A 21,627-nucleotide genomic window follows, 5' to 3' on the forward strand; every position below is an offset into this window, starting at 1 on the left:
ATTACTTGCAACATTACTTGCAACATTACTTGCAACATTACTTGCAACATTACTTATGTTTGAAGCATATAGGTGATACTTTGTTCCTCTGCCGTTGCCTGTAGAAGAAAGGAAATGCCTTTCACATAATTCTTTTAATATCAGTGAAATATCTGCTTTGTGCAGATTGAGGACAAAGCGTAGTCGTTCATTATTTACTTCTCCTTCTGAATGGGCCAATGATAAAATCATTAATCGGTCATAACCAATGTTTAGGATTGCTTCACCATATAATTGGGTTAATACATCTTTGGTCTCTTCAGGAATTAAAGATTCCATTTGTAAGGTCAATATAACCTTATCCGGCCTATTTTTTGTACAAAGAATGGGCTCTTTCCAATTCTTTTCTTTCCATCCTTTTAAAATCTTGTCCACTCCGCTTCCGGCTTTTTCTGCTTTTCCTAGCATCATAAACATTTGTTGCAGGTGCTTGTTTCGGCATACGCTTTCACCACCTGTAAAATATTGCCTTCGTGATATAAGAAGAGTGCCTGGATTAGAAAAAACGAATTGATTGCTATAATGCTCAATCACAATATTAGCATCCACTGAGAAATCAGAATGCACTAAAGCGTTTACAAACGCTTCTCTTATGGCTATGTGGGTAGGTGTTTCGTCGATTCGTGTATCGTTGTCTAGTTGAAATGGTTTAGGCAGAACGGAAGTTAGTTTTGGTAACACACGTCTGTAAAACTGAAATAAATTAGCTTCCCATTCTCCGTTAGGACATATTCTGTCAATCCACCTTGCTTTTTCTGTATGTGGCGGAATTTCGCGATAGTCCGGGAAGAAATTTGGAGCGCATTCTGGGTCAGTAATACTTTCAGTTTTTCCAAACATGAGTAAACCGGCAAGGGTGAAGCCTTGCTTCCCTGTTTTTCTATCTACTCTGTAACCTCCTAATTTTTTAAGTAATTCAAGATCATCTAAAGCCAACCAAGGATGCTCGGGTTTGGAAACATTAAACAATCGTCTATATTGAGCCAATGAGTTAGCGTCAATATCATCTATTGTATAATTTTCCAAGATACGACTGTCGGCAGGGATAGAATCATTTGCGTCTGCAAACATACGTTGTACTTCCTTTTCTGTGCATTTGAAATCACCTTCAAAATCTCTTTTATAGGTCCCATTATATGGATTGGGAGTACAATAGACAGGTTTTTGGGTTCTGTCGGCCATAGGAATATAGAATAACAAAATAGGGTGTCCTTTATAACTTCCGTCTATTATATCATTATTCTTTAGTAGATTACAATTTACTACTTGCTTATTGTTTACATTGCGCCAAAAGTCCTTTTTGTATTTCTCGATTTGCTCTGTTGTCAGGTCATCCAATGAAAATTGATTGTTTTTTTCTTTAATGCCGAGTACGATTGTTCCGCCTTCTGTGTTGGCAAAAGAGGAGTAAGTCTCCCAAAAACTACCGGGAAAGCCACCAGCTGCACTTTTAAATTCGATTTCCGATGATTCTCTATCAGTTAATAAAGAGTCTATATAGTTTTCGATATGCGTATTGTTCATAACAAAATCAGAGCTTATTCATGTTGTGCAAAGGTAATGATTTTTAGTGAAGTAAATGGAATATGAGGCTATTTCTTTCTGTATTTTTGGTTGGGATGTCTGGGGCTTTCGGGATATCCGTAACTTTCCTTTTCATCGTTTTGATTTTATTGTTTATTCCTTCCGGTTTCACCGTTGATATATGGCAGTCACACCAAGCTAATATTCGAACCGGCTACAATGTCTTATCATACAATGAGTGAATCCACAAAAACAACTGTATTTTTTCGCTCTACAAGTGGAAATCTGTTTTTCCTTTTCTCCTTTCATTAGTGGTTGAAACGCCCTGCTGATGGGGGCTCCGGTAGTGAATGGACATCTCGTCACCACCCTTTCAGCCTCCTTTCATTCGTAAAACTTGTGTACTCTGAAGGCAGATTGTGAAGGGACTTGGGAAGCACGGCTGAAACGAGGATGAAGGGATGTGCTGTCATCTTTAACCATTTGACAGCCAGTGCGTTTTGACTAAAATGTAAGGATGAAGGGAAAAGAAGGAATGACCGGATTGGGGAGGGGTGATTCAATTTGCCCCTACATGAAAAGGTGCTGCTGTTTTAAAAAAAACTCCCGAGCTTTTCCAAAAACCTCCCGAGCTTTTTTGAAAACATCAAGGTCTTTTTGTGTATGTACGCAGGTCAACGGGTACACTTCACACTGTACGTACGCATCGGGCTACACATACGGTGGCATAAGCCTACACGTATATACGCATCGGGCTACACGTATATACGTATCGCCTCACACGTACGTACGTGTAAATCCATACCTCCAGCGATCTGGTGTTTACCTCATAAAAGGATGTTTAAAGGGTTTGTATTTCCACTAAATATAGCGGTTGACGAAATTTCGTTAGCGGCAAAAAAGATTAAGATGTTCTTAAAAAAGTTCGTTGTCTTTTTAAAAAAGCTCCTTTTCTTTTTTTAAAAGGTCGTTATCTTTTTGAGAAAGCTCTTGCTCTTTTTAGAAGATGTCCTCGTCTTTTTGGGAAGGTGTGTCTGGGGCATTAGAACATAAACCGGTCAAAAGTGACGAAGAACTTAAAATGTATTCTCCAACGCATTTTTCAGTTCAGTACTATGGCTGGGACGTGGTAAATCAGCATGTAAAATTTCTCCTTCCGGCGAGAGAAGAAAATAACGTGGAATTTCCATGGGGCTGTCGGCAAACACAAGCTTTTTGATATTCTTCTGCAATTCGGCAGAAGCCATTAGATGATAACCACTTAACTTATAGTTGTCAATGCATCCTTTCCACGCATTTTCTTGTTTGGGAGAATCAATGGAGATGTATACTTGCTCCATGTTTTTGTACTCTTTGAGCATGTTGTGTAAGTCTTTCGTAAAATTGAATTCCCCGCGACAGGGCATACACCAGCTCGCCCATAAATCGACAAACAGGTATTTGCCTTTTAGCTCGGGTATCTCTTTTAATTGCGTAAGTGTATCAATCTTGTTCTGAATAAATATTTTGTTATAGCCGGTGTTGGTAGTCTCTTCCTTGTCTTTCATTAACTTATTTAGCAGTTTGGTATGTTCATACTGAGGATGTTTTTCGTTTAAGTAATCTTTTACTTTATAGATGTCCATTTCTCCGGTATTGAATACGACTTGACAGATAGCTGCGCTCCCCAGCAAGTAAGGTTGCAGACTTTCGGGGGCACAAAAATCATCGATGTATGGGCCGAAAATTGCTTTGTCATGCGTCTCCATTTTCCTTTTGTCGCCATGATAGCGAATATATGTGTGTATGTAAGGGCTGGCTAAAGAGAATTTGATTAGTTCGAGATTGATTGCTGCCGTTTTGTTGAATATGCTGTCGATATGGTATCTTATGGCAATACTGTCCTTTTGTTCCACCGGTTTATATTTTTCGTTCTTCAATAGGACATTTAATATATTTATGATATCCATATTCAGGGTTAATGTAAATTCCTTTTTTATCGTATTGATATAATTGGCGCTTGTTTTTGTAGCCAAAGCAATACTGTCCAGACTCTTGATGTGTGGCTCAATGAGGGTATTGTTGATTTCCGCAATAACAGATTCCAATGTTTTTTCTTGACTTATATATTTCCGGAACTTTCTATTTATCGGCAGGGTATATTTTTCAAGCAGTGGGATGCCGGAGAAATTATTATGTATATATTGGAGTCCGGCCTGATTCGTCCCTCCAAACGTTATTTGCGAAGTATTATCTATATGGATGCTTAGCGAATCATTTGGAAACAGGAGGGGATTACTTCTTCCTCCCAATGCGAAGTTGCAACGGATAAAAGCAAAGGAATCAATATGCGACACTTTATAGTCGGTTGTTGTTCCTTTATGCAGGAATATCGTGGTCGTAGGTATCCGGTGGTTGGGCATTCCGTCAATGGGCTCGTAGATGGTGACAGAGTTGTCTATGTCTGTGGTAAATGTGATGGTTGCATGTTGGGCATGCAAGTTTGTGAATAGTGACATACACAAAGCGAGGAGAGAGAAAAGTTTAAGCTTCATAATAATTGTATTTATTGTTTGCTTGCCGACAATATCTTTATTACACGTACTGTAAATCTTCTATGCCGTACACTTGAGGCATCTCCTTTCCATTGACAGTGATAAAAGGCGTGTGTTCCAAGTGAATCTGTTGGCAATAAGCTTGTTGTGCTTCCAACATCTGTTCGGCCTGTTTTATAGGTTTGCAGGATGCTATAAACTTACTGTTTTGCTTTTCAAACCATTCATCCAGTAGATGCATGGCCTTCTGGAATCCGTGTTCAAGATAGCAGGTTATGATTGCCAGTGCGATGTCTTTGCCTACGGTATCTTGCGGAGCAATTGAGAAAAGAATCCTTATGGATGCATTTTCCAGTTTCATCCATTCTTGATGCTCGTTTGCACAATGCTTGCAATGTGGGTTTATAATAATTTGTACGAGCTTGCCGTCTTGCGCTTCTTTTTGAATTGTTATGTCCTTCTCTGCGTTGGGAACTGCATGCCCCATTTGCAGCAGTGTGTTGAAAAGGGTAGGATATGACAGCAAAAGTACTCTTTTGTCTTTCAATTTTGCCACTTCCCGCACCGAGTCCAGCAGTTCTTTCAGCGCATACCATGTGGTGCAGCAAAGTGTGCCTATCAATATAAAAGCAAGGATGGCTGATATGTTTAAATGCCAGGCAGCTATATCAGTGGAGAATAGGACAAGAGCCTGTAACCATATTATGATATCGATGGAGAGGCAGAACATACACAGTTTGCGAGCTATTATCACCTGATAACCGACGGACCACAAGGTGAATGCAATGGAAATGCAGGTGGCCCAAGTCCAGATGCTGTAATAGAGGGGGATATGGAATGCCGTAGAAAGGAATAATGTAGAGTAATATAATAAGGCCATTTCTCCCAATGTGATGATTCCATTGATGCTGGCGGCTTTGGAGTGCAATATCTCGTTACAGTCCACGACATTGCCTATTTTGCAGAAACGCTGCAAGAAATCTTTGTTGTAGGATTCTTTATAAATGATAAGGATGGACACGGCAAGCCCTATCCATGTCAGTGTGTTGAAAAGTAGGTCTCCTGTTTGTCGGGGGCTGGTCAGCAGATAGATAGTGCCTGCTAATCCGATGGTCAACAGGTATTTATATTTCTTCGCAAGATACAATATTTGTTTTAATTGATAATATGGTTCATGATAAGATGCCTGCGTTTCGCCTACTATCAGGACGACTCCTTTCCATGCAGCGATGAACTGCTTTGTCGGAAGGTTTTCTTCTTTCCCCTTGTCGGAAAGTAAGATTGTTTTTTCTTCTTGTATGCTTTTTACAAGGCAATATCTTCCGTTGTGCATCAATGCAAGGAAAGGTGCTTCTATCTTGCTTAAATAAGTGACCGGCAGTTGATATACTTCGTGTGTAATATGAAGGCTGTCAAGTGCATCACTTATCCCCCTAATGGAGCATCCCATTGGGGTGTCAAGCAGTTCCTTGATGCGTCCATAGCTTACTTTTATCGACAATTCCTTCAAATACCGATTCAGTATGTTCATTGTGTAGTCTATATCGGCCATGCTATTTCTGGTTTATCAGTTGCTCTAAAGCATTCAGCAGTTCTTCTCCTCTTAAATCTTTTGCAATGATGCGTCTCTCTTTGTCCAACAAGAAATTCCTTGGGATGGATTTAATCTTTAAAGCCCTGACCTGCTTGTCGGGTACATTCCTGTCATTCACCCCTCTCACATGGATGAAGTGTCGGGTGCTGTCCTCCTCTATGGCTTTTTCCCATTTGAGCGTATCGGCATCTATTGTCACTGCATATACAGCCAGTTTGTCCTTATATCTTTCTTTTGCCATTTTCAGGAAAGGTGTTTCCTTGCGGCACGGTACACACCAGCTTGCCCAAAAGTCTACCAGCACATATTCTTCTGCAATGGAGTCGGTGTTTATTTTCTTTTTTGAGATATGCGGGAATGCTAGTTGCAGTTTTGCTCCCATGGTTGTGTCTTTAGGCTCTACATATAGTCTTTGTTTCAAAAGAGTGTAATAATGGTTTTGTCCTATCTTGTAATGCTGATTGTTAGAACTTGAGTCAGTACGACATAACCTTTTGATGCAGTATGCATCGGGAAATTTATTTTTTAAGTAATGCAGTATAGTTCGGAAAGGTTCCTTGTCCTCGTTCTCTCTACTATATTCCGGTAGCCATACGGTGTATAGTTCAGCCAATCGTGGATACTTTGTTTTATATATTTCGTTAATGCAGAATTTGTCCAAATACTTTTTATAGTATTCCACACTGTCTTTATGAATCGTAGGGTCTGCTATTTTCTTTCTGATATCCTCTTTTTTACGTTGGAATAGTCGTTGCTCATTGTGCATATCGTTCCCCTCAATGGGCAACTTGTACCATCCGTCTTTGGTGTTTTCGTCGATAGTCAGTTCCGACTTTGTTCCCGGAATGGAGGAAAAGTATAAGTTGACAGGTCCGTTTTTCATGAACAGGATTTTCACAGTAAGGCTTTCTTTTACATAAAAAGACAGTTTGGCTTGCTTGGCTCCTTTGGTTATCAGGGTGGAATCTAGGATGACATAATCTAGCTTTTCCGCTTCTACCACAGCCCATCCCGTTGCGTATACCCATTGTTCTTCTTGGGTTACTTCCGGGGACAGGCGCATAATTACTTCTGTCTTTGGAGTTTGGGCATTGCCAATGGTTAAGACTAGAATGAATAGAATGGTTACCGCTAATGTTTTCATGGTCTTGGTATTATTCACCTATTTCTGTATTGGTAATAGTAACAGTTGAGTATGTTGCCGTTTCTCCTAATCGGATAGTGACAATACTTTCATTTTGGTAAGCCGTTGGAACATCAACGATGTATAAGCTTTTCCTAGTAGCAAACATACGAATAAAATCAATAGGTTGGTGCTCTGCAACCGTTACATAAAAAGAGAAAAGCGTTACAAGTTGATATGTTGTAATTATAGCTTTCTCGATGAAATGGGGCGTTTTTATTTATCGAATATGATTCGGAAGGTTTCTTCCGCCATATTTTTCTTTAATCTGCTTTTGCGGGTTCGCAAGGCTCCTGCAGGAGTTTTCATACAGTACACAATGGCCCGGCTCTTGTCTTTTGTTCAGGCGGTTTTATATAGTTGCCGGGTAGAATTGTTTTTTCAACTGTTCCTTCAAATACCGATTCAGTATGTTCATTGTGTAGTCCATATCGGTCATGCTACTTCTAGTTTATCAGTTGCTCCAAAGCATTCAGCAGTTCTTCTCCCCTTAAATCTTTTGCAATGATGCGTCTCTCTTTGTCCAACAAGAAATTCCTTGGGATGGATTTAATCTTTAAAGCCCTGACCTGCTTGTCGGGTACATTCCTGTCATTCACCCCTCTCACATGGATGAAGTGTCGGGTGCTGTCCTCCTCTATGGCTTTTTCCCATTTGAGCGTATCGGCATCTATTGTCACTGCATATACAGCCAGTTTGTCCTTATATCTTTCTTTTGCCATTTTCAGGAAAGGTGTTTCCTTGCGGCACGGTACACACCAGCTTGCCCAAAAGTCTACCAGCACATACTCTTCTGCAATGGAGTCTGTGTTTATTTTCTTTTTTGAGATATGCGGGAATGTGAGTTGCAGCTTTGCTCCCATGGTTGTGTCTTTAGGCTCTACATAATACCTTTTCTTCTCCAATGCTCTGATTCGTTCAGATGCGGCTTTGCTTTTTGCGGTTGGCGGTTCGCTTTTTATTCTGCTAAATCCCTGTATGTGGCTGTCATGGGGAAACTTCTGTTGTGCATATTGAATCACTGACCTGAAAGGTTCCTCTTCCCTTCGTTCTTTGGCATATCCAGGCAACCATAAAATATATGACCAAACCAATGTCGGGTATTGAGTCTTGTGCATCTCTTTTATATAGGCCTCTGTTAGTTTGGCTTTATAATATCGTATGCTGTCTTCGGGCAGGGACTGGTCTACGCTCTTTTTTCCTATATATAGGATTTTATTATCAAATGCAAGAAATTCATTGTACATATCATTCCCTTTCATGGGGTGTGGATATCTTCCGTCCATGTTTTCATCAATTTCAATTTCACAGTTTGTGTTAGGTTCTATATCAAAGAATAGATTGACGGGTCCTTTCTCTGAACATAAGATATATATACTCATCCCATGGCTGATGTCAAAAGACAGTTTTGTCTTCATGTCTCCTTTGTTCACTTTTACAGAGTCTAGAATGGCAAATTCATTTCCTCCGATATAGCCGTTTGCATAAATCCATTGCTCTGTTTGGGACAGTTCAGTTGATAGTTTGATGGTTATATTTACATTCTTGTCTGTGGCGCAGATAAGTAACGGCAGCCAGATAAGTATCAGAAATAAAGTGTGTCTCATGATGCTGTTTTTTTTATTCTCATTAAAATAAGTAATTCTCCTCCTTCTTCGTCTATTTTAGAACGCAGTGTTAAAGCATCCGAGTTTTTGGATTGCTTTAGCTTATTTTTCAAATCATCGCTTTGCACGGTGGCACTTACATATTCTCTGCCATTGATGATATGATAATTGCGGAAACAGATTCCTATGTTACTTCCATATATGTCTTCTTTGATGATGGGTGAATTATAGAATTTTTTATTCATTTTGTCAAATACTAATGTTCTTTTTTCTCCACTAATCGTATTGTTGAAGCAATTGACGAATAGAAATCTGTCGGTGTCACAGATTCGGTAAGGGATAAAGCACATTCTGCTTTTGGGAGGAATCCGTGTGTCCTCATAAGTATATCTTTCATTCCTTTTAGCCCATAAATATCTGATTTCATATCCTTTATTTATAATGCGGAAGATGGTGTCATTATATACACTCCAATATCTTGCCTGATTATTTAAAGTATAGCCTTTGCTCATCACTCCTTCTATTTTGTCATAGTGAGATAGTTTGTAATCTCCATGCTCAATATGTTCTGTCATATAGTTCTCCAAATTCATTTGTACCCATTTGTATATAGGTTGGGAGTCATTTGAAAGATATTCTCGTCCTATCAGCAATAGATTGCCATCTTGGTATATTATTTGTATTGGTATATCAATTATCGAATTAATATTCCGGTTGCTAATCACTTTTCCGGTAAAATCGTAAATTATTAGACGTTTGTTAGATAATACATATATAAGAGATTTTTCTTTATTTATTGCTATACGCGGATTCTTAAAATATTCGTTTAGTCCTTCACCTATATTCCCAATCCGATATAATAATTTGCCATCTCTATCATATGTGGCAATGCCTTCAGAAGTATTGAGGATTATATATTGGGACGCTATGTATTCTTCTTTTATTTCTTTAAAAAGAAAAGAAGTATCAGGCGGAATAATTATCATAGAGTCAATAAAGTCACTTAGCAGAAAGTCCTTTTCCACAAGTTCTTTTTCATCCAACACAAATATTTCATCAGATGTGGATAGTTGCTGTTGGCAACTTAATGTGATGCAAACAATGCAAGAAAGTAGTAATAATCTCATAGTATGCATAAATTAAGAAGAAGTTAAAATGAAGAGACCAAGACTGGAAAGTAATAACTCACCTTAAAGTAAAGAGCTATATCTAAACTTTATTTTAGGTAAAGATGTAGCTCTTTTAAGATGTTGTAAAGGCTATCGATTCCTAGCTTGAAAATTTCTTTTCTGCAAATAGAGTGTTAATAGAAATTATATTAACACTCTCTGAATCTATCTGCAATTTACAATTAGTTCAGGATAAGCTTCATCATAAGTCTCATGAAGAATTTTGGCTGCTTCTGCAGCTGTCATTCCAGAAGGAATATCAAAACGATCATAATATCCATCACCATAATAGACAGCGCATCCACCGCCGGTCACAGCATTCATCTGTCCTTTTCCTAGGCGGAAACTTTCAAGGTCTTTAAGTGTCTTCATAACACAAAAGTATTAGTGTGGTTAAATGTTTTGCGATATGCTCAGCCCTTATCGCTTGGCTTTTTGTTTGCAAACAATATCTTTATTACACACTCGTTACAGTGTGAATTCTCCTGTATATTTTACTCCTTGTATATTTAGCAATAGAGTATATGTTCCTTTCGTCTCTTCTTTTAAATCCAATTGAATATGGTCGGTGCCGGCATATATCATGGAATAGACTTGTTCACCTGTCTCTTTATTAGTAATAGTAACCGCTGAGTATGTTGCGGTTTCTCCTAATCGGATAGTGACAATGCTTCCATTTTGGTAAGCCGTTGGAACATCAACGATGGATGTCGGGACTATATCTTTAGCTGTTAAGATTTCGATTTCTTCAATGGTTTGTGCCTTGGCTACAAAACTCATACAACAGAAGAAAATGAATAGTAGACTCTTTTTCATATTGTATTGATTTATAAGTTTATCCTGGTAGCAAACATACGAATAAAATCAATAGGTTGGTGCTCTGCAACCGTTACATAAAAAGAGAAAAGCGTTACAAGTTGATATGTTGTAATTATAGCTTTCTCGATGAAATGGGGCGTTTTTATTTATCGAATATGATTCGGAAGGTTTCTTCCGCCATATTTTTCTTTAATCTGCTTTTGCGGGTTCGCAAGGCTCCTGCAGGAGTTTTCATACAGTACACAATGGTCCGGCTTTTGTATTTCAGCGCAGACAGTATGCAGAAATAGATATCTTCTTTGGACATGTTCGGGTATATTTGATTGAGGCAGGTAATAAAGCCATTGAAGTGTAATTTCAGTTCCTTATAAAGTGATTCTTGTTCTGACAGTTTTATATAGTTGCCGGGTAGAATTGTTTTTTCAACTGTTTCCAGATTCTTTCCCCACTGGGATGTCTGGAATGATTGGATGCCATTCCGGAGAATATCCTGTTTGAACCTTGTTGCTGTTTCGGGTAATCGGATTTCTTCGCCTACTTTTTCTTTTAGAAATGTGCTGATGGTTTGTGTTTGGTCCAATGAGTTCAGCTTTTCTTGCTTGAGTTCTTTTTCTTTTCTTTTTTTCTTTAAATATTGGTAAATGCCAAAAGCACCCGATAAAAGTACAATCAGGCAAATTGCAATGACATAATATGTATTCCTGTTTTCGACCTCTATCTCTTTCCGTTGTATGGCCAAAGCATATTGTGTGTTTAGTTCTTCAACTTTTTGATGTCGCTGCATCTGGAGGATGGAGTCACGATATATGTTGAAAGAATCATTGTATGCATAGGCTGCCGGATGATTATTGGCTTTCTTTTCTACTTTATATAAATAGAAGTAGCCGGTAGTCTTGCTGTATAGGTTACCGGACAGACAGCTTTTCTTCAAATAGAACCTGGCAGAATCCATCTTATTGCCATAATATAATAATTGCCCTTTCAAACTGAGATTAGTGGCTGAACTGTCTTTTCTTATGGCAAGGTTTATGGTGTTGTTGGCTTTCAGTGTATCTCCTTCGTGTAAATAGACTTTGCTGATATCATTGAGTATGTTGGCCTCCCAATAATTGTTTTGAGACTTTTGGCTGATGGCCAATGCTTGTTGGTAATAAAACAGGGCACTGTCGCTCTTATGTTTTAATAAATGGGTCTGTGCCAATTCCCGATATGGAAAGAATAAGAGCGAAGAATCATCTAAAGCCTTGGTCACTGCATGGCATTCCCGATACATATCCATGGCTTTATTATATAGATTCTGTTTTTTGTATATCGTTCCTAAGTCAAAATAGATTTGCATCAGTAGTTTGCTCTTGTTGTTTTCCGGCATTTTTTTTAACGCTGTTAGTAACATTCTGACGGCGAGTGTATCTTGTCTGAGGTTCCGCTTTATTCGTCCTAAGTAAAAATAGCTTTTGGCGGCATTGATGCTGTTTTTCTCTTTTTTGTAATAGTTTACGGCTGTTTGTATCAACGAATCTGTCGGCGGAAGAAGATGGGTTTTATCACAGGCTTGTGTGTAAAGCAAAGCATAATCCGCTCGGACTTGGTTGCGCAAGTTTTCGGGGTGACTGATATTTTGAAGTATATGTAAAGCGCTGTCCGGGTTTTCTTCCATGCAGGCTTCAGCTGTGGATAAGGCTTCTTTTACGGATGGAGGTACATTATATCGGCATCCGTAAAAGGTGAGTATGGATAGTAATATGAGTATTGTTTTTCTCATTTGGGTATTTATTAGTGACAAAGGTACTATTATTCGTTGAATATGTCTGTCTCTCAAGCACTGATATTTATCTCCCGGCAGCTGAAAGATGAAAGCTGAACGTTCGAGGGGGGGAGGAGTAGGGAGGAAAGGGCTGAAGTATAAGGAGATAAGGGGCATTTCATTCAAAGGGTAAAATATTTTTCTTTTGATGCAGTATTTGGGTTAAATTGACATTTTATAAGTAAAACGAAAATGTTTCTGTTTGCCGAAAGATAAGAAAAATGAAGAATGAATCACTAACTCTGAGACATCGTATCGGACTGGAAATAGCCCGGAAGTTGAATAATGATTTGCTGAAAGAACATCCGTTGAAACAATTGTTTTGGGAATGTACGTTGCGCTGTAACCTGCATTGCCGGCATTGCGGAAGTGATTGCAAGAAGATAGCCGGGCACCCTGACATGCCGAAAGAAGACTTTCTGAAAGTGCTTGACAGCGTGGCGGCATCTACAGATTCGCATAAGGTATTTGTCATTATTACAGGCGGCGAACCGTTGATGCGAGAGGATTTGGAGGAATGTGGGAAGGCTATATATGAGAAAGGATTCCCATGGGGGATGGTGACTAACGGACTTTATATGACGCGCGAACGTTTTCGCCGCTTACTGGCATCGGGGTTGCATACGGCAACGGTCAGCCTTGACGGATTTGCGGCAGATCATAACTGGATGAGGGGGAATCCACAGAGCTTTGAACGTGCGGTGGAGGCGATAAAAATGATGGCGGAAGAGCCGGGGTTTGTGTTTGATGTGGTGACTTGTGTCAACAAGCATAGTTATATGCGTCTGGAGGAGATGAAGGAGTTTTTGCTGAGTTTGGGAGTGAAACGCTGGCGGCTTTTCACTGTGTTTCCTGTCGGCCGTGCGGCAAAAGATTCGGAACTGCAATTGTCGAACGGGGATTTTCGCGGAGTGATGGAGTTTATCAAACGTACGCGCAAGGAGGGAAGGATAAAGACGGCTTATGGCTGTGAAGGTTTTCTCGGGAACTATGAGGGAGATGTGCGCGATTATTTCTTTCATTGCCAGGCGGGGGTATCGGTAGGGTCTGTTCTGGTGGACGGTGCTATTTCTGCTTGTCCCAGCATCCGTGCCGATTATCATCAAGGCAATATTTATGAGGACGACTTTATGGAGGTATGGAATAATAAATACCGGCCTTACCGTGACCGCGAGTGGATGCGCAAAGGGGAGTGTGCCGACTGTAAGTTTTTCCGTTATTGCAAAGGAAACGGTATGCATTTGCGTGACGGGAATGGGGACTTGCTGTTTTGCCATTATAAAAGGTTGCAAACATTATAAAACTAGAGAATATGAACATGAAAAAGAAAATTGCAGTGCGTAAGTTGTTATCCGGCGTATTGGTATTGTTGGGCTTTACTGCTTGTGACAGTGATGACCCCGGTAATGGGTTATGTGAATATGGGACTCCCTCGGCTGATTATCAGGTGAAAGGAAAAGTTCTTGACCCAACCGGGAAGCCGATAAAAGGTGTACAGGTGGTGGTAAAGGATTTGAATGCTTATTTTGTGAAGGGCGAGAAGGACTATGTGGTGGATTATGACACTGTGTATACGGATGTAAAAGGTGAGTTCGAGAGTGACAAGGCGCATACTTTCAGCATAGGCAGTCAGGAAGTGCTCTTCCATGATGTGGATGGAGAGGAGAATGGGGGAGAATTTGAATCTGCTACTCTGAAGACGGATCAAATGGATATATCGCAAATAAAAGAAGGCGGAAGCTGGTATTCGGGAGCTTATGAACTGAAGGCTGAGGTGAAACTTTCGCCGAAGAAGAAATAATCTAAAAAATAAAACTGAATTAATCCATTCTATTATGAAAGGGCTGTGGCGGTAATTAACCTGCCCAGCCCTCCCTGTCTAAATTTCTGTAACTGATGGCTTCCGCCAAATGGGTGGAAGTAACCCGCTCGCTGTTGTCGAGGTCGGCAATGGTTCTTGCCACTTTCAGGATGCGGTCATAGGCACGTGCCGAAAGGTTGAGGCGTGTCATGGCATTGCGCAGCAGATTGAGCCCCTGTCCGTCGGGTTCGGCATATAGGTGGAGCAGTCGGCTTTCCATCTGTGCATTGCAATATATTCCCGGATGGTTGGCAAATCTTTTCTCTTGTATCTTTCTTGCGTTGATTACTCTTTCGCGGATGGAGACGCTGCTTTCCGCCGGTTGTGTTTCCGATATCTTGTCGAAAGGCACGGGGACGATTTCTATTTGTATGTCGATACGGTCGAGCAGGGGACCTGAAATGCGGTTCAGGTAGCGTTGTACTTGTCCGGGGTTGCAGACGCATGCCTTGGTCGGATGGTTATAGTATCCGCACGGACATGGGTTCATGGAGGCTACCAACATAAAACTTGCCGGATAGTCGAGGCTGTATTTGGCGCGTGATATGGAGATGTAACGGTCTTCTAATGGTTGCCGGAGCACTTCAAGCACACTGCGGTTGAACTCCGGCAGCTCGTCCAAAAAGAGGACACCGTGATGTGCCAGACTGATTTCTCCGGGTTGCGGGTTGCTTCCTCCGCCCACCATTGCAATCTGCGAAATGGTGTGGTGAGGGCTTCTGAAGGGGCGTGTGGCTATCAGGGATGAATCTTTTCCCAACTTTCCGGCAACGGAGTGTATTTTGGTCGTTTCCAGGCTCTCTCCCAGCGATAGGGGCGGGAGAATGCCCGGCAATCGTTTCGCCATCATTGATTTTCCACTTCCGGGTGCACCAATCATAATCAGGTTGTGTCCGCCTGCGGCGGCTACTTCGAGTGCGCGTTTCACGTTTTCCTGTCCTTTTACGTCTGCAAAGTCATAAGGAAAGTTTTCTTGATTCTTATAAAATTCTTCGCGTGTGTTGACTGCGGTGGGTTCCAGTATCCGTTCGTTATTAAAGAACTCTATGACTTCTTTTATATTTTCCACTCCGTATACATTCAGGTGGTTTACCACGGCTGCTTCGCGGGCATTTTGTTTGGGAAGGATGAAGCCTTCAAATCCTTGTTCGCGGGCACTGATGGCAATGGACAAGGCCCCCTTGATGGGCTGCAGACTTCCGTCGAGGCTCAGCTCGCCTATAATAAGGTAGCGCGATAACTTTTCTTCGGAAACGATTTGGGCGGCAGCCAATATCCCGATGGCCAAAGGCAGGTCATAGGAAGAGCCTTCTTTCCGTATATCGGCCGGAGCCATGTTGACGACTATCTGGCTGGTGGGAAATTTGTATCCGTTGACCTGCAGAGCGGAGATGATACGTTCGTGACTTTCTTTTACGGCTGAGTCTGGCAGACCGACAAGGAAGAACTTTATACCGCGCGAACTATTGACTTCAATAGTTACAATGGTTGCATCAATTCCTTGTACAGCCGCGCCATAGACTTTTACTAGCATTTTATTATTTTTTCTTCTTACGAGCCTTTTCTCTTTCGGCTGCTTTTGCGGCTTTCTCTTTTTCTTTGTCTTGCTCTATAAGTTGTTTTACTTTGTCTATTAGTTCTTTTCCTCTGATGTCTCTGGCGATAACTCGTTTATTGGGGGCTATCAGCAGATTGGAGGGCAGGCGGGTGATGCCTTGTTGCTTGACGATGGAGTTGTCCCAGCCTTTAAAGTCGCATACTTGTTTCCATTGGATTGTGTCTTTGTCGCATGCTTTCAGCCATTCTTTCTTGTCTAAGTCCAGTGACAGGCTGACAATGATGAATTTTTCTTTTTTCAGTGCTTTCTGCACGGCGACCAGTGAATCCTGTGCCGCTACGCTTTCTTTGTTCCAGCTTGCCCAGAAATCGAGAAGGACATATTTGTCTTTCATTTCTTTCCAGCCGATGCTTTTCCCATTTTTATCGGTACAGGAAATCGTGTTTAGGCTCTGCCGGTTCAGTTCGTTCTTTTCTTTCAGCTTGGCCTGAAGGTCAATCATGTAGGGGGTATCCTTGATGCTCCCGCTTAGTCCCTGTATCAATTCATCCATCCGCGTATAGTCGGGAAGACTGTCTTGCACGTAATATTGTTCTATCAGATAGATGTTGGCAAATGAATGGGGATTTTCTTTGATGAGGCGGTCTACCGTGAACATAAGGCTGTCTGCTTTTGCCTCCTTGATGGTTTGCAAGATATATGCCATTCTTTCGTTGTCGCCTTTCCCTTTGATTTGTATATCTCTGGGGGTACCGTCCCATGTCACGCTTTCTCCTTTGTCGGCAAACACGGGAAGTGTTTCTTTATCACTGAGCAGCAATGAGAAGATGGTGAAAGTATCGGGGGTAATGGTGTAATTGAATTTTCCGTTTTGGGCGATAATTGTGTCCAGTTTATAGTTGGGTTCCTGATAGAAAACGAGTATGGTATCAGAAGACAAGCCGCTGATATTCCCTTTTAAAGTGAAAGTGCTCTTCTTGCCGCAACCGGTCAGCAGGAGTATGAGCGCAAGGAAAAGAAAAGATAATTTTTTCATCTTAAATTATTTTCTGCGAAAATACTCATTTTGCAGGTAATGGGCGGTATAAATAGAAGTTATTTTGCATAAAAAAACCGGGATATCCTTTAAATGGATATCCCGGTCTGTTTATTTGGCTATTTTAGATAGTCCGATTATTTGATAGAATCAGCAAATTTAGCGAATTCGCGGTCGTTTGCAGCTTTCTGAGCTATTGAAGCGTCCTTAGCGATTGCGCTCTTAATGCTGCTGCTTACCAATGAAGCGTTGTTAGTGCGGGCACCAACGATAGCCATTAAGTAATCAGTCATTGCATCAGGATTCTTGATAGCAGACAAAGTAGCTTTTGCCTTGTTGTAGTCCTTAGCCAAAATCTGAGCTTGAGCAGCACTGTTAGTCTTAGCGTCACCGAATGCGTTTACAGCTCTGTCATACTGACCTTGTTTGATGTACAGGTTACCAAGAGCTTCGTTAGCAGCGTTAGCACCTGTAGCCTTACCTAAGTAAGATTCAGCAGCAGCTACATTACCCTTAACCAATTCGCAAAGACCAAGGTTAGCGTTTACTTCAGGAGCGTTAGCGTTCTTAGAAGCAGCTTGTTTGAAGTAAGATTCTGCTTTGGCAGCGTCACCGGCAGCAAATGCCATTTCACCTAAGTTGTTGTAAGCACGGAAATCGTTAGGATACAACTGAGTAGTCTTAGTGAAGATAGCTTCTTTGCGAGCGTTGTCGTTAGTCAAAGTAGCAGCATACAATAATTCTTCTACGCTCAATACTTTAGCATCTGTGTTGAATGCTTCGTTGATTTCGTCATCGCTGCGGCCGATGATGTCATAGTTGGCAGTCAGACGTGCACGACGCAACTGAGGCAGGATTTCGTCAGCCAAAGTTTTGTAAACTGAAGAGATGTTCTTGATTTCAGCTTCTCTTTGTTCAGGATCCTGATACATAGAAAGAACGCGCAAAATCAAGTCTTTATCCTGCAAGTTTGATTTAGAAACCAATTCCTGGAAACCTTCCCAGTCTTGTGCAGTATATTTTGCATCGAGGTTAGTATCGATTTTGCCTTTCTTCAATTGACGTTGCATATACTTTTCTGTGTTACCTTCACGGTTTTCAGCCAAACCTGTATTCAGTTTAACACCACCGTCAGGAGAAGCGTATGCAGAGATTTCGATGTTGTTCAATTTGTAGTTCTTAGTGTCAGCGTTTACTTCAGCAACTTTCTTGTGGAATTCTTTCATATCGTCTGAATTCAATTCGCTGTTGCGTAAGTTAGCCTGTTGGATTAAGAACATGATGTTGGCAGTCTGAGCGTCTTTGATGATGCGTTGGAAAGCGTCGTTTGCATAAGATGCATTTGAGCTGGCAGCAGTAGGCAATTCAGAAGTAGCGATTACACCGTCTGCAATTTTCACAGAAGGAATGGTATATGTCTTTTTGCCTTTTGTGATTTTGAAATCAAGATATAATTCAGAGTTAGCCATTTCGGGAACATAGTCGAAAGAAGCTTTCATAGTATAGCTACCACCTACCTTATAAGAAATAGTCTGTCCGTTTCCTTCTACTTTTTCACCTTGGAATACAGCGGGCTGACCTTTAGCTTCGCCACCTTTCCATCTTAATACCGGAGTTACTTCAACAGTAGCTTTTTTCTTCATGTACTTTTCGGGGAACTTACCATTGATAGTTACAGGCACTTTACCACCGATTGCTTCAAGCACTTCAGGGTTAGTTGTGAAATAGTCAGAAGACAATTCTCCCATCTTGCCGCATGATGACAGGGCAAGGACCAATAAAGCCACTAGGGGCAAATACAACTTTTTAATCATAGTTACTTTAATTATTTAACGTTTGTAATGTAATTTCTACTAAAGCCGCGTTTTTGTATGCATCTTTGGGTGCAAAGATAGAAAAAACTCTATTATCTGCTAACTTTAAATGGGCCTTTTTTTTCAAAATATCTTAAAAAAGGACGTAGAAATGAACACTTTATTTATGTTCCTCTCTGAATTTGATGTTGCGAGGATGATGCTCAATGATTTCACTGCGTAGCATATTGCGGTCAATGTGTGTATAAATTTCTGTAGTTCCGATACTTTCGTGCCCCAACATACATTGGATGGCACGTAAATTTGCCCCTCCTTCGAGCAAGTGGGTGGCAAAGGAATGGCGGAAGGTATGGGGGCTGATGGTCTTTTTCAAACCGGTGCGTCCGGCCAGTTCTTTGATAATGTGGAAAACCATGATGCGCGAGATGTTTTTCCCAAAATTGCTGATGAACAGAAAATCCTCGAAACCGGGTTTTATTTTCATTAAGTTGCGGTCGGGGAAATATAGATTAATTTCTTTTACAGCACGTGGGGAGATGGGGACCAGGCGTTGTTTGCTTCCTTTTCCTTCTACCTTGATGAAATTTTCATTTAAGTACAGGTCGGACAATTTCAGGTTGCAAAGTTCGGATACACGGAGCCCGCAGCTATAGAGCGTTTCGAGGATAGCTCGGTTTCGTTGCCCTTCTTTGGTGCCTCTGTCTATGCTCTCTATAAGACGGTCTATCTCTTCTACGGTGAGTACTTCGGGCAGTTTGAAGCCTGTTTGCGGAGACTCAAGCAGTTCGGTTGGGTCGGCTTCCAGATAGTCTTCGAGCACAAGGAAATGATAAAAAGACCGGATACCCGACAGGATGCGTGCCTGCGAACGGGGGTGGATACCGATGTCACGCAGTCCGGCTGAAAATGTTTCCAGATGTTCTAATGTCACCTCCAAAGGATGGAGATTTTCAAGGGTCAGATAGGCCATTAGTTTGTCTAAATCTGTGAGATAAGCATCTACCGTATTGGTAGATAGAGACTTCTCCAACTTTAAATATTGCTTGTATTTCGCTAATATCTTATCTGTTTTCTCGGTTCTTTTCATTTCTTTTTTCTAACTTTGTGCCCAAATTCCCTGCAAAGGTATTAAAAGTTCAGACAAAGCATTAAATATGAAAATACAAATTATTAATGGGCCTAATATCAATTTATTAGGCAAACGTGAACCTTCCATTTATGGGGCTGTTTCATTTGAAGACTATTTGGCGGATTTGAAACGTGCTTATCACAATATTGAGATTGAATATTATCAGTCGAACGTGGAGGGAGAGATGATAAATAAGATTCATGAGGTGGGGTTTGACTATGACGGTATTGTGTTGAATGCCGGAGCATATACTCATACTTCCATTGCTTTGCAGGATGCTATACGGGCTGTGACGGCCCCGGTGATTGAAGTGCATATCTCGAATGTGCATGCCCGTGAGGAGTTCAGACATAAATCAATGATTTCATGTGCTTGTCTGGGAGTGATTTGCGGGTTCGGACTGGATTCCTATCGATTGGCGATAGAGGCGTTGTTGATGAAGAAATAAAATTTTAGGTACGTATATAATAAGGTGATAAGATTATGATGTTGAAACAGACAAAAATCGTGGCGTCCATCTCAGATGAGCGTTGCGAAGTTGAATTTATTAGAGACTTATTCAAGGCAGGTATGAATGTGGTTCGTATGAACACGGCGCATGCTTCGCGTGAAGGTTTCGAGAAGTTGATTAAAAATGTGCGTGAGGTTTCCAATCGCATTGCTATATTGATGGATACAAAAGGGCCTGAAGTGCGTACAACTGTCATTGCAGGTGGTGAACCTATTCCTTATAACATCGGTGACCGTGTGAAGATTGTAGGGAATCCTAGTCAGGAAACGACTCGTGAGTGTATTGCTGTGTCTTACCCCGGTTTTGTGCATGACCTTCAGGTGGATGGTGATATTCTGATTGATGATGGTGATTTGGAGTTGCGTGTAGTAGATAAGACGGATGAATATTTGGTTTGTGAGGTGCAGAACGAGGCTACTTTGGGTAATCGTAAAAGTGTGAATGTTCCGGGTGTCCGCATCAATCTTCCTTCGTTGACGGAAAAAGACCGTAACAATATATTGTATGCTATCGAGAAGGATATTGATTATATCGCTCACTCTTTTGTCAGAAACAAGCAGGATGTATTGGATATCCGTCAGATATTGGATACCTATGGTAGTGATATCAAGGTTATTGCCAAGATTGAGAATCAGGAGGGTGTTGACAACATCGACGAGATTCTGGAAGTGGCGGATGGTGTGATGGTAGCGCGTGGAGATTTGGGTATTGAAGTTCCGCAAGAGCGTATTCCGGGCATCCAACGTATGTTAATCCGTAAATGTATTTTGGCCAAGAAACCGGTAATCGTGGCTACCCAGATGTTGCATACCATGATTAATAATCCGCGTCCTACCCGTGCGGAGGTCACTGATATTGCCAATGCCATTTATTATCGGACGGATGCATTGATGTTGAGCGGTGAGACTGCATACGGAAAATATCCGGTGGAAGCAGTAAAGACCATGACGAAGGTGGCTGCCCAGGCAGAGAAAGATAAATTGTCGGAAAATGATATCCGGATTCCGCTGGATGAGTCTTCTAATGATGTGACTGCATTTCTTGCAAAACAGGCTGTGAAGTCGACCAGCAAATTGAATATCCGTGCTATCATAACCGATAGTTTCAGTGGACGTACAGCTCGTAACATTGCAGCTTTCCGTGGAAAGTACCCGGTATTGGCTATCTGTTATAAAGAAAAAACCATGCGCCATCTGGCTTTGTCTTATGGTGTAGAGGCTATCTATATGCCTGAAAAGGCAAATGGGCAGGCTTACTACTTTGCTGCTTTGCGCAAGTTGTTGGACGACGGTGTTTTGTGTGAGAGCGACATGGTGGCATACCTGAGTAGCGGTAAGCAAGGAACGCAGACTTCATTCCTCGAAATCAATGTGGTGGGAGATGTGCTGAAGTATGCAATGGATTATGTGCTTCCCAACCGTAACCGTTATTTATAATACCGGCCG

At 41.2% G+C, this 21,627-nt stretch carries 17 protein-coding genes; 4 read left to right on the forward strand and 13 right to left on the reverse strand.

The genetic code is table 11. The features are described 5' to 3' along the window. From QYT14_RS16620 to QYT14_RS16660, 9 genes are all read right to left on the reverse strand, one after another. Positions 1 to 1,563 (reverse strand): RNA-binding domain-containing protein (locus QYT14_RS16620; RefSeq protein ID WP_289307134.1); only part of this gene is annotated, 1,563 nt, incomplete at its 3' end. 1,076 nt (positions 1,564 to 2,639) lie between these two features. Further along, positions 2,640 to 4,097, reverse strand: coding sequence for a thioredoxin family protein (locus QYT14_RS16625; RefSeq protein WP_237040718.1), 1,458 nt, complete (start codon positions 4,095 to 4,097; stop codon positions 2,640 to 2,642). Positions 4,098 to 4,137: 40 nt separating this feature from the next. Beyond that, complete coding sequence (locus QYT14_RS16630) at positions 4,138 to 5,628, reverse strand: vitamin K epoxide reductase family protein (RefSeq protein WP_288325579.1); 1,491 nt, start codon at positions 5,626 to 5,628, stop codon at positions 4,138 to 4,140. A gap of 22 nt (positions 5,629 to 5,650) precedes the next feature. After that, complete coding sequence (locus tag QYT14_RS16635) at positions 5,651 to 6,835, reverse strand: TlpA disulfide reductase family protein (protein ID WP_288325580.1); 1,185 nt, start codon at positions 6,833 to 6,835, stop codon at positions 5,651 to 5,653. A gap of 485 nt (positions 6,836 to 7,320) precedes the next feature. Then, positions 7,321 to 8,481 carry a TlpA disulfide reductase family protein gene (locus tag QYT14_RS16640; RefSeq protein ID WP_289307590.1) on the reverse strand — a complete coding sequence of 387 codons (1,161 nt, stop codon included), beginning with the start codon at positions 8,479 to 8,481 and terminating at the stop codon, positions 7,321 to 7,323. Continuing rightward, a complete protein-coding gene (locus QYT14_RS16645; protein WP_347280519.1) occupies positions 8,478 to 9,617 on the reverse strand; it encodes a 6-bladed beta-propeller in 1,140 nt (379 codons plus the stop codon). Before QYT14_RS16645 ends, QYT14_RS16640 begins: the two co-directional genes overlap by 4 nt. Before the next feature lie 198 nt (positions 9,618 to 9,815). After that, on the reverse strand, positions 9,816 to 10,022 hold the full coding sequence (locus tag QYT14_RS16650; RefSeq protein WP_288325583.1) for a hypothetical protein: 207 nt from the start codon (positions 10,020 to 10,022) through the stop codon (positions 9,816 to 9,818). Between the two features lie 96 nt (positions 10,023 to 10,118). Then, positions 10,119 to 10,466, reverse strand: coding sequence for a DUF3244 domain-containing protein (locus QYT14_RS16655; RefSeq protein WP_288325584.1), 348 nt, complete (start codon positions 10,464 to 10,466; stop codon positions 10,119 to 10,121). A 145-nt stretch (positions 10,467 to 10,611) separates the two neighbouring features. Beyond that, positions 10,612 to 12,231: a tetratricopeptide repeat protein gene (locus QYT14_RS16660; protein WP_288325585.1), complete on the reverse strand. Its 1,620-nt coding sequence runs from the start codon at positions 12,229 to 12,231 to the stop codon at positions 10,612 to 10,614. A 263-nt stretch (positions 12,232 to 12,494) separates the two neighbouring features. Between QYT14_RS16660 and QYT14_RS16665 the strand changes: the two genes are divergently transcribed. Both QYT14_RS16665 and QYT14_RS16670 read left to right on the forward strand, forming a co-directional pair. Beyond that, positions 12,495 to 13,574 carry a TIGR04133 family radical SAM/SPASM protein gene (locus QYT14_RS16665; RefSeq protein WP_288325586.1) on the forward strand — a complete coding sequence of 360 codons (1,080 nt, stop codon included), beginning with the start codon at positions 12,495 to 12,497 and terminating at the stop codon, positions 13,572 to 13,574. Positions 13,575 to 13,591: 17 nt separating this feature from the next. Then, the gene (locus QYT14_RS16670; protein ID WP_288325587.1) at positions 13,592 to 14,074 is read left to right on the forward strand and encodes a radical SAM-associated putative lipoprotein; all 483 of its coding nucleotides are present in this window, start codon (positions 13,592 to 13,594) and stop codon (positions 14,072 to 14,074) included. Positions 14,075 to 14,129: 55 nt separating this feature from the next. Here QYT14_RS16670 and QYT14_RS16675 read toward each other — a convergent pair whose 3' ends face one another. From QYT14_RS16675 to xerD, 4 genes are all read right to left on the reverse strand, one after another. Next, on the reverse strand, positions 14,130 to 15,668 hold the full coding sequence (locus tag QYT14_RS16675) for a YifB family Mg chelatase-like AAA ATPase (RefSeq protein ID WP_288325588.1): 1,539 nt from the start codon (positions 15,666 to 15,668) through the stop codon (positions 14,130 to 14,132). 4 nt (positions 15,669 to 15,672) lie between these two features. Next, on the reverse strand, positions 15,673 to 16,728 hold the full coding sequence (locus QYT14_RS16680) for a DUF4369 domain-containing protein (protein ID WP_288325589.1): 1,056 nt from the start codon (positions 16,726 to 16,728) through the stop codon (positions 15,673 to 15,675). A gap of 137 nt (positions 16,729 to 16,865) precedes the next feature. After that, positions 16,866 to 18,542: a tetratricopeptide repeat protein gene (locus tag QYT14_RS16685; RefSeq protein ID WP_288325590.1), complete on the reverse strand. Its 1,677-nt coding sequence runs from the start codon at positions 18,540 to 18,542 to the stop codon at positions 16,866 to 16,868. A 160-nt stretch (positions 18,543 to 18,702) separates the two neighbouring features. Continuing rightward, positions 18,703 to 19,629: a site-specific tyrosine recombinase XerD gene (gene xerD / locus QYT14_RS16690; protein WP_237040750.1), complete on the reverse strand. Its 927-nt coding sequence runs from the start codon at positions 19,627 to 19,629 to the stop codon at positions 18,703 to 18,705. A gap of 67 nt (positions 19,630 to 19,696) precedes the next feature. Between xerD and aroQ the strand changes: the two genes are divergently transcribed. Continuing rightward, complete coding sequence (gene aroQ, locus QYT14_RS16695) at positions 19,697 to 20,119, forward strand: type II 3-dehydroquinate dehydratase (protein ID WP_237040751.1); 423 nt, start codon at positions 19,697 to 19,699, stop codon at positions 20,117 to 20,119. Positions 20,120 to 20,154: 35 nt separating this feature from the next. Further along, positions 20,155 to 21,618 (forward strand): pyruvate kinase, encoded by a 1,464-nt coding sequence (gene pyk / locus QYT14_RS16700; protein WP_288325591.1) that lies wholly within the window; start codon positions 20,155 to 20,157, stop codon positions 21,616 to 21,618. Positions 21,619 to 21,627 lie beyond the last annotated feature (9 nt).

This window comes from uncultured Phocaeicola sp. (assembly GCF_948499155.1).
Classification (GTDB): domain Bacteria; phylum Bacteroidota; class Bacteroidia; order Bacteroidales; family Bacteroidaceae; genus Phocaeicola; species Phocaeicola faecalis.

Coding starts and splice junctions, on each gene's coding strand:
- QYT14_RS16625 (WP_237040718.1), bottom strand. CDS start 4,097: ATGAAGCTTAAACTTTTCTCTCTCCTCGCTTTGTGTATGTCACTATTC.
- QYT14_RS16630 (WP_288325579.1), bottom strand. CDS start 5,628: ATGAACATACTGAATCGGTATTTGAAGGAATTGTCGATAAAAGTAAGC.
- QYT14_RS16635 (WP_288325580.1), bottom strand. CDS start 6,835: ATGAAAACATTAGCGGTAACCATTCTATTCATTCTAGTCTTAACCATT.
- QYT14_RS16640 (WP_289307590.1), bottom strand. CDS start 8,481: ATGAGACACACTTTATTTCTGATACTTATCTGGCTGCCGTTACTTATC.
- QYT14_RS16645 (WP_347280519.1), bottom strand. CDS start 9,617: ATGCATACTATGAGATTATTACTACTTTCTTGCATTGTTTGCATCACA.
- QYT14_RS16650 (WP_288325583.1), bottom strand. CDS start 10,022: ATGAAGACACTTAAAGACCTTGAAAGTTTCCGCCTAGGAAAAGGACAG.
- QYT14_RS16655 (WP_288325584.1), bottom strand. CDS start 10,466: ATGAAAAAGAGTCTACTATTCATTTTCTTCTGTTGTATGAGTTTTGTA.
- QYT14_RS16660 (WP_288325585.1), bottom strand. CDS start 12,231: ATGAGAAAAACAATACTCATATTACTATCCATACTCACCTTTTACGGA.
- QYT14_RS16665 (WP_288325586.1), top strand. CDS start 12,495: ATGAAGAATGAATCACTAACTCTGAGACATCGTATCGGACTGGAAATA.
- QYT14_RS16670 (WP_288325587.1), top strand. CDS start 13,592: ATGAAAAAGAAAATTGCAGTGCGTAAGTTGTTATCCGGCGTATTGGTA.
- QYT14_RS16675 (WP_288325588.1), bottom strand. CDS start 15,668: ATGCTAGTAAAAGTCTATGGCGCGGCTGTACAAGGAATTGATGCAACC.
- QYT14_RS16680 (WP_288325589.1), bottom strand. CDS start 16,728: ATGAAAAAATTATCTTTTCTTTTCCTTGCGCTCATACTCCTGCTGACC.
- QYT14_RS16685 (WP_288325590.1), bottom strand. CDS start 18,542: ATGATTAAAAAGTTGTATTTGCCCCTAGTGGCTTTATTGGTCCTTGCC.
- xerD (WP_237040750.1), bottom strand. CDS start 19,629: ATGAAAAGAACCGAGAAAACAGATAAGATATTAGCGAAATACAAGCAA.
- aroQ (WP_237040751.1), top strand. CDS start 19,697: ATGAAAATACAAATTATTAATGGGCCTAATATCAATTTATTAGGCAAA.
- pyk (WP_288325591.1), top strand. CDS start 20,155: ATGATGTTGAAACAGACAAAAATCGTGGCGTCCATCTCAGATGAGCGT.